Source organism: Enterobacter wuhouensis (assembly GCF_004331265.1).
Taxonomy (GTDB): Bacteria; Pseudomonadota; Gammaproteobacteria; order Enterobacterales; family Enterobacteriaceae; genus Enterobacter; species Enterobacter wuhouensis.
On sequence record NZ_SJOO01000002.1, the window covers coordinates 62,425 to 77,386 of the forward strand.

16 protein-coding genes are annotated in these 14,962 nt (G+C 57.5%); 3 read left to right on the forward strand and 13 right to left on the reverse strand.

The annotated features are described in order from the left end of the window. The first annotated feature begins 44 nt into the window (after nt 1-44). The gene (artJ, locus tag E0L20_RS04235) at nt 45-776 is read left to right on the forward strand and encodes an arginine ABC transporter substrate-binding protein ArtJ (protein ID WP_131632870.1); all 732 of its coding nucleotides are present in this window, start codon (nt 45-47) and stop codon (nt 774-776) included. 87 nt (nt 777-863) lie between these two features. On the opposite strand, the gene E0L20_RS04240 is transcribed toward artJ, so the two are convergent. The 11 genes from E0L20_RS04240 to nfsA all read right to left on the reverse strand — a co-directional run bounded on the left by E0L20_RS04240 (nt 864) and on the right by nfsA (nt 11,628). Then, nucleotides 864-2,333, reverse strand: coding sequence for a sensor histidine kinase (locus E0L20_RS04240; RefSeq protein ID WP_131632871.1), 1,470 nt, complete (start codon nt 2,331-2,333; stop codon nt 864-866). Further along, entirely contained in the window at nt 2,317-3,024 is a 708-nt protein-coding gene (locus E0L20_RS04245) for a response regulator transcription factor (protein WP_131632872.1), read from the reverse strand. Before E0L20_RS04245 ends, E0L20_RS04240 begins: the two co-directional genes overlap by 17 nt. A 174-nt stretch (nt 3,025-3,198) precedes the next feature. Next, nucleotides 3,199-4,329, reverse strand: coding sequence for a 23S rRNA (uracil(747)-C(5))-methyltransferase RlmC (rlmC, locus tag E0L20_RS04255; protein WP_131632874.1), 1,131 nt, complete (start codon nt 4,327-4,329; stop codon nt 3,199-3,201). A gap of 40 nt (nt 4,330-4,369) precedes the next feature. Then, on the reverse strand, nt 4,370-4,843 hold the full coding sequence (locus E0L20_RS04260; RefSeq protein WP_131632875.1) for a YbjO family protein: 474 nt from the start codon (nt 4,841-4,843) through the stop codon (nt 4,370-4,372). A 65-nt stretch (nt 4,844-4,908) separates the two neighbouring features. Further along, nucleotides 4,909-5,754, reverse strand: coding sequence for a putrescine ABC transporter permease PotI (gene potI, locus E0L20_RS04265; RefSeq protein ID WP_131632876.1), 846 nt, complete (start codon nt 5,752-5,754; stop codon nt 4,909-4,911). After that, nucleotides 5,751-6,704 carry a putrescine ABC transporter permease PotH gene (potH, locus tag E0L20_RS04270; RefSeq protein ID WP_131632877.1) on the reverse strand — a complete coding sequence of 318 codons (954 nt, stop codon included), beginning with the start codon at nt 6,702-6,704 and terminating at the stop codon, nt 5,751-5,753. The genes potI and potH overlap by 4 nt, the downstream gene beginning before the upstream one ends. A 9-nt stretch (nt 6,705-6,713) precedes the next feature. After that, nucleotides 6,714-7,847: a putrescine ABC transporter ATP-binding subunit PotG gene (gene potG, locus E0L20_RS04275; protein ID WP_131632878.1), complete on the reverse strand. Its 1,134-nt coding sequence runs from the start codon at nt 7,845-7,847 to the stop codon at nt 6,714-6,716. Between the two features lie 100 nt (nt 7,848-7,947). Next, a complete protein-coding gene (gene potF / locus E0L20_RS04280; protein ID WP_131632879.1) occupies nt 7,948-9,060 on the reverse strand; it encodes a spermidine/putrescine ABC transporter substrate-binding protein PotF in 1,113 nt (370 codons plus the stop codon). 351 nt (nt 9,061-9,411) lie between these two features. Next, nucleotides 9,412-9,888 carry a YbjN domain-containing protein gene (locus E0L20_RS04290; RefSeq protein ID WP_131632881.1) on the reverse strand — a complete coding sequence of 159 codons (477 nt, stop codon included), beginning with the start codon at nt 9,886-9,888 and terminating at the stop codon, nt 9,412-9,414. A 63-nt stretch (nt 9,889-9,951) separates the two neighbouring features. Continuing rightward, entirely contained in the window at nt 9,952-10,854 is a 903-nt protein-coding gene (gene rimK, locus E0L20_RS04295; RefSeq protein WP_131632882.1) for a 30S ribosomal protein S6--L-glutamate ligase, read from the reverse strand. A gap of 51 nt (nt 10,855-10,905) precedes the next feature. Next, entirely contained in the window at nt 10,906-11,628 is a 723-nt protein-coding gene (gene nfsA, locus E0L20_RS04300) for a nitroreductase NfsA (RefSeq protein ID WP_131632883.1), read from the reverse strand. Between the two features lie 185 nt (nt 11,629-11,813). On the opposite strand from nfsA, the gene E0L20_RS04305 reads away from it, so the two are divergent. After that, nucleotides 11,814-12,083 (forward strand): GrxA family glutaredoxin, encoded by a 270-nt coding sequence (locus E0L20_RS04305; RefSeq protein WP_014069504.1) that lies wholly within the window; start codon nt 11,814-11,816, stop codon nt 12,081-12,083. Nucleotides 12,084-12,112: 29 nt separating this feature from the next. Here E0L20_RS04305 and E0L20_RS04310 read toward each other — a convergent pair whose 3' ends face one another. Next, nucleotides 12,113-12,487, reverse strand: a complete 375-nt coding sequence (locus E0L20_RS04310; RefSeq protein WP_131632884.1) for an inner membrane protein YbjM — start codon at nt 12,485-12,487, stop codon at nt 12,113-12,115. Nucleotides 12,488-12,760: 273 nt separating this feature from the next. Between E0L20_RS04310 and E0L20_RS04315 the strand changes: the two genes are divergently transcribed. Beyond that, nucleotides 12,761-14,446 carry an aspartate:alanine antiporter gene (locus E0L20_RS04315; RefSeq protein WP_119934927.1) on the forward strand — a complete coding sequence of 562 codons (1,686 nt, stop codon included), beginning with the start codon at nt 12,761-12,763 and terminating at the stop codon, nt 14,444-14,446. A gap of 288 nt (nt 14,447-14,734) precedes the next feature. Here E0L20_RS04315 and E0L20_RS04320 read toward each other — a convergent pair whose 3' ends face one another. Continuing rightward, a complete protein-coding gene (locus E0L20_RS04320) occupies nt 14,735-14,950 on the reverse strand; it encodes an ogr/Delta-like zinc finger family protein (protein ID WP_012016760.1) in 216 nt (71 codons plus the stop codon). Between the last annotated feature and the right edge of the window lie 12 nt (nt 14,951-14,962).

Sequence of the window (14,962 nt, forward strand, 5' to 3'; positions counted from 1 at the left end):
GCTGGCATTGTTTTTCCATAAGACTTACAGACGGGAGTATGACAATGAAAAAGTTAGTTCTGGCCGCATTACTGGCAACCTTCGCCACTGGCGCATCCGCAGCAGACAAAATCAACTTCGGCGTTTCCGCCACCTATCCGCCGTTTGAATCGCTGGATGCCAGCAACCAGATCGTCGGTTTCGATATCGATCTGGCGAAAGCGCTGTGCACGCAGATGCAGGCCGACTGCACCTTTACCAACCATGCCTTCGACAGCCTGATCCCGTCGTTGAAATTTAAAAAATACGATGCGGTGATCTCCGGGATGGACATCACGCCTGAGCGCAGCAAGCAGGTCGCGTTTACCGACCCGTACTACGCCAACTCTGCGGTCGTGATTGCGAAGAAAGGGGCTTATACCTCTTTCGATCAGCTGAAAGGCAAACGCATCGGGATGGAAAACGGCACCACGCACCAGAAGTATCTGCAGGACAAGCATCCTGAAGTGAAAACCGTGGCCTATGACAGCTACCAGAACGCGATTATTGACCTGAAAAATGGCCGTATCGACGGCGTATTCGGCGACACCGCCGTGGTGAACGAGTGGCTGAAAACCAATCCGCAGCTGGGGACCGCAACCGAGAAGGTGACCGATCCGCAGTACTTTGGCACGGGCCTCGGCATCGCGGTACGTCCGGATAACAAGGCCCTGCTGGAAAAACTGAACGGCGCGCTGAAGGCGATTAAAGCCGACGGTACGTATCAGAAAATCAGCGACCAGTGGTTCCCGCAGTAAATCTCTTTTGCCGGGTGACGGCTTCGCCTTACCCGGCCTACGCGGGGGGTTGTAGGCCGGGTAAGCGCAGCGCCACCCGGCAATCTCTCAAAGTGGCACGAAAAATCTGAACCTCGCCCCGCTCACCGATTCCATCAGGCCGATCCCACCGCCGTGTAGCTCCAGCATTCGCTTAACGATTAACAGCCCCAGCCCGCCGCGGTTCTCACGCGATGCCTGGGTATTCAACGCCGAAGGCCGCTGGAACAGATCGTCGCGCAGCGAAGCCTCCACGCCCGTTCCGCTGTCTGCCACCTCGACCTGCAGCCGTTCATTCTCCTGCCAGACCGCCAGACGTATTTCCCCGCCCGCTGGCGTGTGGCGCATCGCGTTATCGAGCAGGTTGGTCACTACGCGTTCGATCATCGACACATCGGCGTTCACCAGCGGCAGCGGTCCCGGCACGTCAATATGCAGATTTAATTCACGCGTGCGGGCGGTTAATTCAAACTTCTGCGCCACGTCGGAGATCAGTTCCCCCATCGCGAAGCGCTCGCGCTGCGGTTTAATACCGCCGTGCTCAAGGCGCGCCAGCTCAAACAGCTGCTGGGACAGGTGCCGCACCTTCTGCCCCTGACGCAGCGCGGTGGCAAGATACTGCTGATGCTCCTGCGGCGTGAGGGTGGCGGATTTCAGCGACAAGGTTTCCAGATAGCCCAGCAGCGAGGTCAGCGGCGTGCGCAGGTCGTGCGAAATATTGGCAATAAACTCCCGGCGCTGGCGGTCGCTGTCGGCCAGCCGATCCCACTGGGAGGTGATTTTGCGCGCCAGCTCGATGAAACTGTTCCGCAGCATCGCCACTTCGTCGTTGACGGCAGGCTCCAGCGGCTCGGCTGCCAGCCGTTTAATGGCGCTCATGCTGTCCTGCTCCAGCCCGGCGACCTCCATCGTCAGGTGCTTCACCGGACGCGTCACCCAGTACCAAATCAGCATTCCTGCGAGCAGTCCAAACAGGGCGACCCACAGCAGTGACCACAGCACCGTACTCCAGAGCGCCTTGTGCCAGGCCATCTCCGCCAGCGCGTTCGACTCTTCGCCCTGCAAAATAATGTACAGGTAGCCTTTTAGCTCGCCGTCCTGCCGCAGCGGCGTGGCGCTGAAGACCTTTTTATTCTGACTGCGGGGATCGTCGCCCAGTATCGGTATGGCAGTGCCGCTCAGGAAGGTCTGAACCGGCGCAAGGTCGATCCTTTGCCGCTGAATATGGCCCGGCGGCGCGGCATCGGCCAGGATCTCGCCGTCCGGGGAAACGACGTACAGCTCGACGCTCGGATTGAAGGTCATCAGCCGATCGAACAGGGGCTTCAGCGCGCGGCGATCGACCCTGCCCTGCGCGTCCAGAATAGGTTCCCGCTGCACGATCTGTTGCGCCAGCCCGCCCGACAGCCGCTGCACCATCGCGTTGCCGTACTGCATGCTGGTGTAAAGCTGCACCGCGCAGGCCACGGTGGCGCAGAGCATCATCAGCAGAATAAACAGCAGCGTCAGCCGCTGGCTGAGGCTAAAGCGGCGCATCATGATTCTGCTCCGCAAATTTATAGCCCTTGCCCCAGACGGTGCGAATGATTTCCGGCTCGGCGGCATCCTTCTCAATCTTGATGCGCAGGCGGTTAATGTGGGTGTTGACGGTGTGCTCGTAACCTTCGTGCTGATATCCCCAGACCTGCTCCAGCAGCGCAAGCCGCGAGAAAACGTCGCCGGGATGACGAGCGAAGAAGTACAGCAGCTCGAACTCGCGCGGCGTGAGATCGACGTCCTGGCCGTGCAAACGTACCGCGCGTGCCAGCGGGTCGATCGTCAGGCCGTGCGCCTGAATCAGCCCCGAGGTTTGCGCCTGCCCCATCGCCTGCTGGCGGCGGAACAGCGCTTTGATGCGGGCGATCAGCTCCTGCACCGAGAACGGCTTGGCGAGGTAGTCATCGGCACCGGTTTCCAGCCCGGTAATGCGGTCGGTTTCGCTGCTGCGGGCGCTGATGATGATCACCGGCAGATAGCGGGTCATCTGGCGGATGCGGCGACAAATCTCCAGCCCGTCAACGTTAGGCAGCATCAGGTCGAGGATCGCCGCATCCCACGGCTGGGACTCCAGACGCTGTAACGCCTTAGCCCCGTCGGGTTCGTGGGTAATGCTGTAGCCTTCATCTTCTAAATTAAGACGCAGAAGCGCCGCGATATCGTGGTCGTCTTCCACCAGCAGGATCTGCTTCATGGGTAAGCCTTTATTCAGTTCTTATGACGTAAGCTTACCCGATTTTGCAGGGATGAAGAGTTCACATTTTGTTGAACATTGTGCCGGGTTCATGCCGGGTGGCGGCTACGCCTTACCCGGCCTACTCCAGTTTGTAGGCCCGGTAAGCGCAGCGCCACCGGGCGATGTTAAGGATTAGCGCGTTTTCACCAACAACGCCAACACTTCATAATGCGCGGTATGCGGGAACATATCGAAAAGCTGAACGCGCTCAATGCGGTAGCCCGGCAGGTGGGCGATGTCTTTCGCCATGGTTTGCGCGTTGCAGCTGGAGTAGACGATAAAATCGGGCGCCATCTGGCTGAGGTAGTCGCACAGGGCGTTGCCAATTCCCCGGCGCGGCGGGTTGACCAGCACCAGTTCCGGCACGTTGCCCTGCCCGGTGGCGAACTGCGTCGAGTCCAGCGCCTGGAAGTGCAGATTCGTTAGCCCCAGCTCGGCGGCGGACTGCTTCGCGCAGGCGATAGCCTCGGCGGAAATCTCGATGCCGGTCAGCTGCATTTCTGGCGTGGCGCAGTGCAGGCCGAAGCCGCCCACGCCGCAGAACAGATCCCACATGTGGCTGATGTTCAGTGCGCGGACCCAGTCCCGCGCGGTGGCGTACAGCGCGCTGGCAACTACCGGGTTAGTCTGGAAGAAGCTCTGCGGGCGTATCCACAGCGGGACGTTATTGAAGTTTTCTGCCAGCGCGTGCTGCTCGGTAAAGAAAATCTCTTTCTCCCCTTCCATGATCGCCATATGCACCGGCTGGATGTTTGCGGTGATGACCTTGAGCTGCGGAAGCTGTTCCTGCAGCCACGGCAGCGCCGCGCGCAGCTGCTCCAGCTTAGTTTCCGATCGCAGCACGAAGCGCAGCATCATGCCGCCGTCTTTCTGGCTTTCGGTCAGCAGAAGGTATTTCAGCTCGCCGCGCCTGCGGGCGACGTTGTAAGGCGTTAACCCTGCACGCGCAATAAAGGGTTTCAGTGCGGCAAAGACGGGCTCAAACGAGGCGGGATACAGCGGGCAGTCGGTTAAGTCTTCCGGTGTGCCGTCGCGGTGCAGCATCCCCAGCAGCGGTTTTTCAACGCTGCCGCTGACCACCATTTTGGCTTTATTACGGAAACCCTGCTCCGGGCCGCTGACGGGTGCGCACCACTCGCCCACCGCGTGTTCAGCCAGCAGCTGTTGCAGGTCGGCCATTTTGGCGGTGAGTTGTTGAGAGACCGGCTGTTCTATCCACTGACAGGAGCGGCAGCGTCCGGCGTCATAGAGTGCGCACTGCATATGAAAACCTTAAGGATCACGAGGGCTGCGATTATACACATTATTGCAGGCGGAAGAACCGCCGACTGGAGGCGGGGATAAAAAGCAGAAACAGAACCAGCATGTCCGGGAGTTTTTGCATAAACAGCGCGCGCAGGATCTCGCGTTTGGATTCCCCCGCAATGCTGAACAGCTCCGGGTAGCCGTATCCCAGCGAGGCAGCCCACAGATAGCTGGCGGCGGTAATTTGCGTCAGCAGATAGACCCAGCGCGCCCAGTTGCGCCCTTTGACCAGCGAGAATGCACAGTAGATTTCAATAAACACCAGCACCAGGCTGCTCAAAAAAACCAGCGTCAGATTCCACGTCTGTACGCTGCGGTGAATGAATTCACCGATGCCGCGGGCACCTAAGGTGTTCAAAATCATCAGCACGTCCAGACAGCGGATCATAATAATGGCGAGCGCCGCCACCTGCACCAGCGCAGGAACGTTCGGACGAGCATGCGTATGACGTGTTTTTTGAAAGAATCCCAATGTTTTACTTCCCTGAAAAACAGTGCCGCGTCATGCGCGGCACTTCACTGGAAATTTTAAATGCTTCAGCCGCGTCTTGCACGCTGGATATCACGCACGCGCTGTTTTTCCGCGCGCGCCATCAAATACCAGGCGATAAATCCGACAATTCCGACCACGCCGAGGATAATTGACGCCAGGGCGTTAATCTCCGGGTTCACCCCCATGCGCACGCTGGAGAAGACCAGCATCGGCAGCGTCGTCGCGCCCGGCCCGGAGACAAAGCTGGCGATAACCAGATCGTCCAGCGAAAGCGTAAACGCCAGCAGCCAGCCGGATATCACCGCCGGCATAATCATCGGCAGCGTGATGATGAAGAAGACCTTCAGCGGCGTCGCGCCGAGATCCATCGCCGCCTCCTCAATCGAGCGGTCCAGCTCGCGCAGGCGCGAGGAGATCACCACCGCCACGTAGGCGGTACAGAACGTGACGTGCGCCAGCCAGATGGTCAACATGCCGCGATCCGCAGGCCAGCCGATGGCGTGCGCCAGGGCCACAAACAGCAGCAGCAGCGATAGGCCGGTGATCACGTCCGGCATCACCAGCGGGGCGGTGATCATAAAGGCAAAGCCGTTCGCGCCGCGAAAACGCCCGAAGCGCACCATCACCAGCGCGGCGATAGTGCCCAGCACGCAGGCCATCGTCGCCGCCAGCGCGGCAATCGTCAGGCTCAAGCCCACCGCGCTCATCATCGCGTCGTCGTGGAACAGCTCGCTGTACCAGCGCGTCGACCAGCCCGCCCAGACCGTCACCAGCTTAGAGCTGTTGAACGAATAGATCACCAGCATCAGCATGGGCGCATACAGAAAGGTAAAGCCAATCACCAGGATCAGAATTCGCCACGGGGAGCGCACTACCGGTAGGTTGTTCATCCGCGATCTCCCATCTGTTTCTGCTGATGCTTGTGGAACCACATGATCGGCACGATCAGCAGCAGTAACATCACGATCGCCACCGCCGAGGCCACCGGCCAGTCGCGGTTGTTGAAGAACTCCTGCCACAGCACGCGGCCAATCATGATGCTGTCCGGGCCGCCGAGCAGTTCCGGGATCACGAACTCCCCCACCGCCGGAATAAAGACCAGCATTGATCCGGCGATAATGCCGCCTTTGGTCAGCGGGACAATGACGCTGAAGAAGGTTTTTAGCGGGCGGGCGCCGAGATCGAGCGACGCTTCCACCAGCGAGTAATCAATGCGGGTCAGCGCCGTATAGATCGGCAGCACCATAAACGGCAGATAGGCGTACACAATGCCGATATAAACCGCGAGGTTGGTATGCAGGATCGTCAGCGGCTGGTCGATCACCCCGAGCCACATGAGAAAGTTATTCAGCACGCCGTTGTTTTTCAGGATCCCCATCCACGCATACACGCGGATCAGGAACGAGGTCCACGACGGCAGGATCACCAGCAGCAGCAGAATGTTGCGCGTCGACGGCTTGCTGTGCGCCACCGCCCACGCCAGCGGGTAGCCCATCAGCAGACAGCAGATCGTCGAGATCGCCGCCACCTGCAGCGACTGCAAATAGGCTTCGAAATAGAGCGGATCGTCGGTGAGCTGCAGGAAATTGCCGAGATTAAGCGTCAGCGTCAGCTGCCCGTCGGCCCAGTCCAGCAGGTTGGTATACGGCGGGATCGCCCGCGCCATCTCCGCCAGGCTGATCTTAAAGACGATCAGGAACGGCAGCAGGAACAGCAGGATCAGCCAGACGTACGGCATGGCGATGACCAGCTTGCGGCCGTGGTTCATCTGCATACGCGCCAGCCAGTTCCCAAAGCCGCCCGGCTTTTTGACGCGGGCTGGAGGTTCAAGTGTGCTCATGATCGCTCCTTATACCGTCAGTACAACGCAGCTGTCCGCGTCCCAGCACAGGCGCACTTCGTCGCCCCAGGTCGGCTGTCCCTTGCGATACCGGTGCTCGTTTTGCAGCTGCGCGCTGAGCATTTGTCCGCTTTTCAGACGCACGTGATAGATGGAGAGATCGCCCAGATAGGCAATATGCACCACTTCCCCGACGGCAAAGTTATAGCCGTCGGCGGGCGGCTCATCGCAGAGCATGATTTTTTCCGGGCGCAGGGCCACGTAGACCGGCACGTTGTCCACCACGGAGTTATCAGGGTCAACTTTCAGCGGATGAACCAGCCCCGGCGATTCAATCACCAGCCCGTCCTCCTGGCGGTCTTTCAGCAGCCCCTCGAAGACGTTCACCGACCCGATAAACTCCGCGCTGTAGCGGGTGGTCGGGTGCTCATAAATCTCTTCCGGCTCGCCAATCTGCACGAACTTCCCGCGGTTCATGATCGCAATACGTCCGGCCATGGTCATCGCCTCTTCCTGGTCGTGGGTCACCATCACGCAGGTCACCCCCACGCGTTCAAGGATGTCCACCACTTCCAGCTGCATGCGGTCGCGCAGTTTTTTATCCAGCGCCCCCATCGGCTCGTCAAGCAGCAGCAGCTTCGGGCGTTTCGCCAGGCTGCGCGCCAGCGCCACGCGCTGACGCTGGCCGCCGGAGAGCTGGTGCGGCTTACGCTTCGCGAACTCCTGCATGTGTACGAGGCTCAGCATCTCGGCCACGCGCGCGGTGATTTCGGCCTTCGGCAGCTTGTCCTGCTTCAGGCCAAAGGCGATGTTCTGCTCCACCGTCATGTGCGGAAACAGCGCGTAAGACTGGAACATCATGTTAATCGGGCGCTGATACGGCGGCACGCTGGAGAGATCGACCCCATCGAGCACGATCTGCCCGGCGGTCGGCTGCTCAAACCCGGCCAGCATACGCAGCAGGGTGGATTTACCGCAGCCCGATGCGCCAAGCAGCGCGAAGATTTCGCCTTTGTAGATCGTCAGGCTGACGTCGTCCACGGCGTGCTGGCCGTCGAAAGATTTGGTGAGGTTACGAATTTCAAGCAGCGGGGTCAGCGCTTTACGGACTTTCGCCTGCGGGCGGGGGATCGCGTCATTCACGGGGTGTTCTCCGGTAGAGATCAAAACGGGTGCAAACGCACCGTCATGGTGCGCATCGCCGGGCGGCGCTAGCGCTTGCCCGGCCTACATCTGACAAACGCTATTTGCCGCTTTTCACCTTGGTCCACGCGCGGGTGCGCACGCGATCAATTTTCGGGTCCTGGACCTTCAGGGTGAACAGCTTGGCGAATACGTCCGCAGGCGGGTAGATAGCCGGGTTATTGCGGATCGCTTCGCTCACCAGCGGCACGGACGCCTTATTGCCGTTAGCGTAGTAGACGTGGTCGCTGATGTGGGCAATCACGTCCGGACGCATCAGGTAGTTGAGGAACTGATAGGCTTCGTCTTTGTTTTTCGCATCAGCAGGCATCGCGAAAACGTCGAAGAAGGCCAGCGCCCCCTCTTTCGGAATGAAGTAGGAAACGTTCACGCCGTTTTTGGCTTCTTTAGCACGGTTTGCCGCCTGCCAGACGTCGCCCGCCCAGCCGATAGCCACGCAGATGTCGCCGTTTGCCAGGTCGTTGATGTACTGCGACGAGTGGAAGTAGCGAATGTTTGGACGCAGCTTCAGCAGCAGATCGGTTGCCGGGCCGGTGTAGTCGTCGGCCTTGCTGCTGTTCGGATCTTTGCCGAGATAGTTAAGCACGGTGGCGAAGATCTCTTCCGGCGCATCGAGGAAGGAGACGCCGCAGCTTTTCAGCTTCGCGAGGTTTTCCGGCTTCAGCACCACGTCCCAGCTGTCCAGCTTCACGTCAGGCCCCAGCGCCGCTTTCACTTTATCGACGTTAAAGCCGATGCCGGTGGTCGCCCAGAGATAAGGCATGGCATATTTGTTGTCCGGGTCGTGTTTCGAAACGAGCTTCAACACCTCCGGATCGAGGTTTTTCCAGTTCGGTAACTTGCTCTTATCCAGCGGCTGGAACACGCCCGCGGTGAGCTGACGCTCCAGGAAGCTCGCAGAGGGCACCACGAGATCAAAGCCGGTGCTGCCTGCCATCAGCTTGCCTTCCAGCACTTCGTTGGAATCGAACACGTCATAGACCACTTTGATACCGGTCTCTTTTTCAAAATTGGCGACGGTATCCGGCGCAATATAGTCAGACCAGTTATAAACGTGGAGCGTTTTTTGTTCCGCAGCGAGCGTGCCGGCAGAGACGGCCATCAGAGCACCCGCAACCAGACCCGATAACCATTTTTTATTCAAGGCGATCATATCTTTATTCCTTCTGAAAGCTCGTTAACAAACGAGCTAAAACTGTGCAATCTGAAGATATGCAATAATCATGCATAGTTTGTCGCTCTGCCCGAAATAAAAATAACGCCCTTTATCCGGCAGGATCCGCTCGCTTTTTTAAGCATCGCAAGAATAACTGTAGCCCGTGTCTCCGGCTATAGCCCAGATGAAAAAACGCCTTTTATCAATTTTTTATGCAGGTTATGTCTACGGGATAAGCCGAAATGGCCTCAGAGGAGGTGAAAAATTCTTTACAGGAAGGTTAAAAGCAGCAGAAAAAATGGTGTTACGCAGCCGCTCTGGCAGCGACTGCGCAAAAGTCAGGCAGGCTTAGTGAAGAAAATTGGGAGATGCATCATTATTCTCTGCATCGTCTTCGGTGCTGTACAGCAGATGATGCGCGTTGGCTTCCATCATCACCATCGAAATTTGCTCTTCGCTCAGGCGCATAAACCAGGCAAACTGCTTGAACGAAAGCCCGGCACCGGAGAATAAAGACTGGCAAACCACCAGCTTGGGCAGATTATCATCCTGTATGTCCAGAAACGCTTTCACCGTCAAAGAACTGGCGTTAATCGCTGACAGGTCGGAGGCCAGCGCCAGCAGCGCAGAGGGTTTCACCTCAGCCAGCGCCGAGAAAAGAATGACGTCGTTAATCAGATCGACTTTGGCATCGAAAATACCGTCGAAATTTTGCATATGAGGCAGATGCAGCGCCTGACAGGAGTCGCATTCAAAGAAGGTGATACCGGCATCATCAAGCCATTGACGTAACGTATCCAGTGTAGGGACGACCTGTAAATCCATCGCTGTGCAGCCTCTTCAATATAATCTGTGCATAGGGTACGCAAAAAGTGCGCGGTAATCTATTCAACCACCCGTTTTAAGACAGTAGCCCGGCGTCGCATGACGCTCGATCCATGCGATCATTTTACCCGCAATATCGACGCCTGTGGTTTTTTCCACGCCTTCGAGCCCCGGCGAGGCGTTAACTTCCATCACCAGCGGCCCGCGCGTCGCCCGCAGCAGGTCCACGCCCGCCACGTCCAGCCCCAGCGTTTGCGCCGCCTTTACGGCAATCTCGCGTTCACGCTCGCTGATCTCTGCCACCCGCGCCACGCCCCCGCGATGGAGATTTGAACGGAAATCGCCCTCTTTCGCCTGACGCTCAATGGCGGCGACCACCTCATTTCCAACCACGAAGCAGCGAATATCGCGCCCTTTGGCCTCTTCGATATACTCCTGCACCAGAATGTGAGCGTTAAGGCCGCGAAAGGCGTCAATCACGCTTTCAGCCGCCTGGCGCGTTTCCGCCAGCACCACGCCAATGCCCTGGGTGCCTTCCACCAGCTTGATAACCAGCGGCGCACCGCCCACCATGTCGATCAGGTCGCTGGTGTCGTCCGGCGAATGGGCAATCCCGGTGACGGGCAGATCGATCCCCTGACGCGCAAGCAGCTGCAGCGAGCGCAGCTTATCGCGGGCGCGGGAGATAGCGACGGATTCATTGAGGGGGTAACTGCCCAGCATTTCAAACTGGCGCAGCGCGGCGGTGCCGTAATAGGTAATCTGGGAGCCAATGCGCGGGATCACCGCATCAAAGTGGGGAAGCTTGCGGCCTTTGTAATGAATCGACGACGCGGCGGGGTCGATGTTCATATAGCAGGACATCGGATCGAGGATCTCGATCTGATGCCCGCGTTTCGCCGCTGCTTCTCGCAGGCGTTTGCATGAATAGAGCGTTCCATCCCGGGACAATATGGCAATTTTCACCCTGCACCTCTCTAACGACATGGGAAAAGCCTGCATATCATACAGAAGGAACTATCGCGTCGCCCAGCCTTGTTTATGCAGATAATCGAGAATAAACGGGCGATTTTCCTTGATGATGGTGCGACGAATATGGTCGGTCCAGGTATCGCGGCGGTTGTTGCTGTCGCGCGTCAGGTAATAGTTCGCCAGCTCTTCGTCGTATTGATTCAGCACGTCCTGATCCACCGGCTGGTAGTGATTTTCATGCACTAGCATCGCGGCAGGAATGCGCGGCTTCAGATCCGGGTTATCCGCCGGCCAGCCGAGGCACAGGCCGAACAGCGGCAGGACGTGTTTTGGCAGCTTGAGCAGCTCGGTCACGCTTTCGATGTTGTTACGCAGGCCGCCGATATAGACGCCGCCTAATCCCAGCGATTCCGCCGCCGTGAAGGCGTTTTGCGCCATCAGCGCGGTATCCACCACGCCCAGCAGCAGCTGTTCGGCCAGGCCCAGTTCCGCTTCAGGGCAGATCTGCAGATGGCGGTTAAAGTCGGCGCAGAACACCCAAAATTCGGCAGCCTGGGCCACGTGCTTCTGCCCGCCCGTCAGCGTCACCAGCTGTTCGCGCATCGCCGGGTCGGTGATGCGGATAATAGAGCTGCACTGCAGGAAACTTGAGCTGGACGTGCCTCTCGCGCTGTCGACGATCGCTTCGCGCTGGGCCTGGGTGATTGGCTCATCGGTAAAATGGCGAATGGAGCGGTGGGAACGGAGCAGGTCAATAGTTGGCGTCATTCTTTCTCTCTTTGTCTGTCTTTACGCGGTATGGCTGCCAGTATAGGCAAAGATGAAGAGCATGTAATTGGCGAAACATAGCTCGTAGATATTAAAGCGACAGGCGAAACCTTCTTTCCATGACGGCAGGTTATCGTGCACTATAGCGTTATTCGCCGTCAGGCTTGTTTTTTGAGGAGAGAGAAATGTTTGCAGTAATTTTTGGTCGTCCAGGATGCCCTTACTGCGTGCGCGCAAAAGAGCTGGCTGAGAAACTGACAGAAGAGCGTGATGACTTCAACTTCCGCTACGTGGACATTCACGCGGAAGGCATCAGCAAAGCGGATCTGGAAAAAACCGTGGGTAAACCGGTTGAAACCGTACCGCAGATCTTCCTCGATCAGAAACACATTGGCGGCTGCACTGATTTCGAAGCCTACGCCAAAGAAAATCTGGGCCTGTTTGCCGCTCAGTAATGCACAGACGCCCTCACCGCGAGGGCGTTTTAGTTTTGCCGTTTCCGTCTGTGCAGCAGGCTACGCACAAAAAGGAAGCAGAGCGCGCCCAGCGCGCACCAGAATACCCCGCTCAGCAACCACGCCAGCTCCTGCCAGACGCTTCTGGATGAGATATACATTAAGCGCATCATGAGCAGGCACAAAGGCGCGGCAAGCATCGCCCCCAGCAGCGGCTTTACCACCTCGCCATTACGCGAGAGAAAGCTCGCCACCGCCCCTGGCAAAAGGAAAAAGAGCAGCCCGAGTTCAGGATGACCTGACGCTCTGAACGCACCCTTCACATTAAATGCGAGCGACATACACACGACCGTGAACAGCAAAAAGCAGCTGACCACACCCGCCCAGTTTCGTTTATTGTTCACACAATCCTCCTGACTACATCTCTATCAAATACACATTCGTCCGGTGGACGCCCAGTCAGATAAAGCAATGTGGCAATCCGTGCCAAAGCCCGCATACGGTTATGCGATAATAGGTAGCTGTCGATAGCTAATACGATTAAACTATCCGCTTGCTATTGTTTTAGGGAATTTATTAGGAAGCAGGGAATGTTGTGGTTTTCCCTGACGCTAAAAACAGTAGCCCAAATAGTCCTTTCATTCAACAACTTACTGGTAAACAAGAAGTTAGCCTCCGTGAATATAAACGTCGCAGACTTGTTAAATGGGAATTACATCCTGTTATTATTTGTGGTACTGGCGTTGGGCCTCTGCCTGGGTAAATTGCGCCTGGGGTCAGTTCAACTTGGTAATTCCATTGGCGTTTTAGTCGTCTCCTTATTATTAGGTCAGCAGCATTTCAGCATTAACACGGACGCGCTCAACTTAGGCTTTATGCTGTTTATTTTTTGTGTTGGCGTGGAAGCGGGGCCGAACTTTTTTTCGATTTTCTTCCGCGACGGCAAAAATTATCTGATGCTGGCGCTGGTGATGGTCGGCAGCGCCCTGCTGATTGCGTTAGGGCTGGGCAAACTGTTTGGCTGGGATATCGGGTTAACGGCCGGTATGCTGGCCGGCGCTATGACCTCCACGCCGGTTCTGGTCGGTGCGGGTGATACGTTACGCCATTCCGGCATGGCCGGTTCCCAACTCTCTACTGCACTTGACCACCTGAGCCTGGGCTATGCCCTGACCTATCTGATTGGTCTTGTGAGCCTGATTGTGGGCGCGCGCTACCTGCCGAAGCTGCAGCATCAGGACCTGCAGACCAGCGCCCAGACCATCGCCCGCGAGCGCGGCCTGGATACTGACTCCAAGCGTAAAGTCTACCTCCCGGTGATCCGCGCCTATCGCGTTGGGCCAGAGCTGGTGGCCTGGGCGGACGGTAAAAACCTGCGCGAGCTGGGTATTTACCGCCAGACGGGCTGCTATATCGAGCGTATTCGCCGTAACGGCATTCTGGCGAACCCGGACGGCGACGCGGTGCTGCAGATGGGCGATGACATCGCGCTGGTGGGCTATCCGGATGCGCACGCGCGCCTCGACCCCAGCTTCCGTAACGGCAAAGAGGTGTTCGACCGCGACCTGCTCGACATGCGCATCGTTACCGAAGAGATCGTGGTGAAAAACCATAACGCCGTGGGCCGCCGCCTGGCGCAGCTGAAGCTGACCGACCACGGCTGCTTCCTCAACCGCGTGATCCGCAGCCAGATTGAGATGCCTATCGACGATAACGTCGTGCTCAACAAAGGCGACGTTCTGCAGGTCAGCGGCGACGCGCGACGCGTGAAAACCGTTGCCGACCGCATCGGCTTTATCTCCATTCACAGCCAGGTCACCGATCTGCTGGCCTTCTGCGCCTTCTTTATAGTTGGCCTGATGATCGGGATGATCACCTTCCAGTTCAGCAACTTTAGCTTCGGCATCGGTAACGCCGCCGGACTGCTGTTCGCCGGGATCATGCTGGGCTTCCTGCGAGCGAACCATCCAACCTTCGGCTATATCCCGCAGGGCGCGCTGAACATGGTGAAAGAGTTCGGTCTGATGGTGTTTATGGCAGGCGTTGGCTTGAGTGCCGGTAGCGGCATTGGCCACAGCCTGGGCGCCGTCGGCTGGCAGATGTTGGTTTCCGGACTTATCGTTAGCCTGGTACCGGTGGTGATCTGCTTCCTGTTCGGCGCCTACGTGCTGCGCATGAACCGCGCCCTGCTCTTCGGGGCCATGATGGGCGCGCGTACCTGTGCGCCCGCAATGGAAATCATCAGCGACACCGCGCGCAGCAACATCCCGGCGCTGGGGTATGCGGGTACCTACGCTATCGCTAACGTGCTGCTCACGCTGGCAGGTACGCTGATCATCATCATCTGGCCAGGACTCGGATAACTCTTAAGTTTGCGCAGGGTGGAAAATAATTTCACTTTGTGCAGAACTTTTCTTATAGGGCGCAGTCATAATTAGTGCCACTGCTTTTCTTTGATGTCCCCAATTTGTGGAGCCCATCAACCCCGCCGTTTTGGTTCAAGGTTGATGGGTTTTTTGTTGCCTGAAATTTACCACCCATTAAATCAATTACTTATAACCACCCCTCCCCATGCATGGCGACAAAGTGGCGACAGCGCTTTTGCTATGGCGACAGCAATCAATAAAAAACCCGCCAGCGGCGGGTCAATATCAGTAAGCTAATTGTTCCTGCATTCCTTTCGGATGTGGCGGTGCGGCGCTGATTTTTTGCGGACGGCACACGGACCGCACAAACGTCTCATGCGTCACGAACGTATGACCGCACTCAATATTGGTGCACTGGTTGTATCGTTCTTTGGTCTCACTGGAAACCTGAAAGCTACTGCGTGTATGCGCAGCCTGACCGCACATCGGACAATTCATCATTTCGTTCAGCCC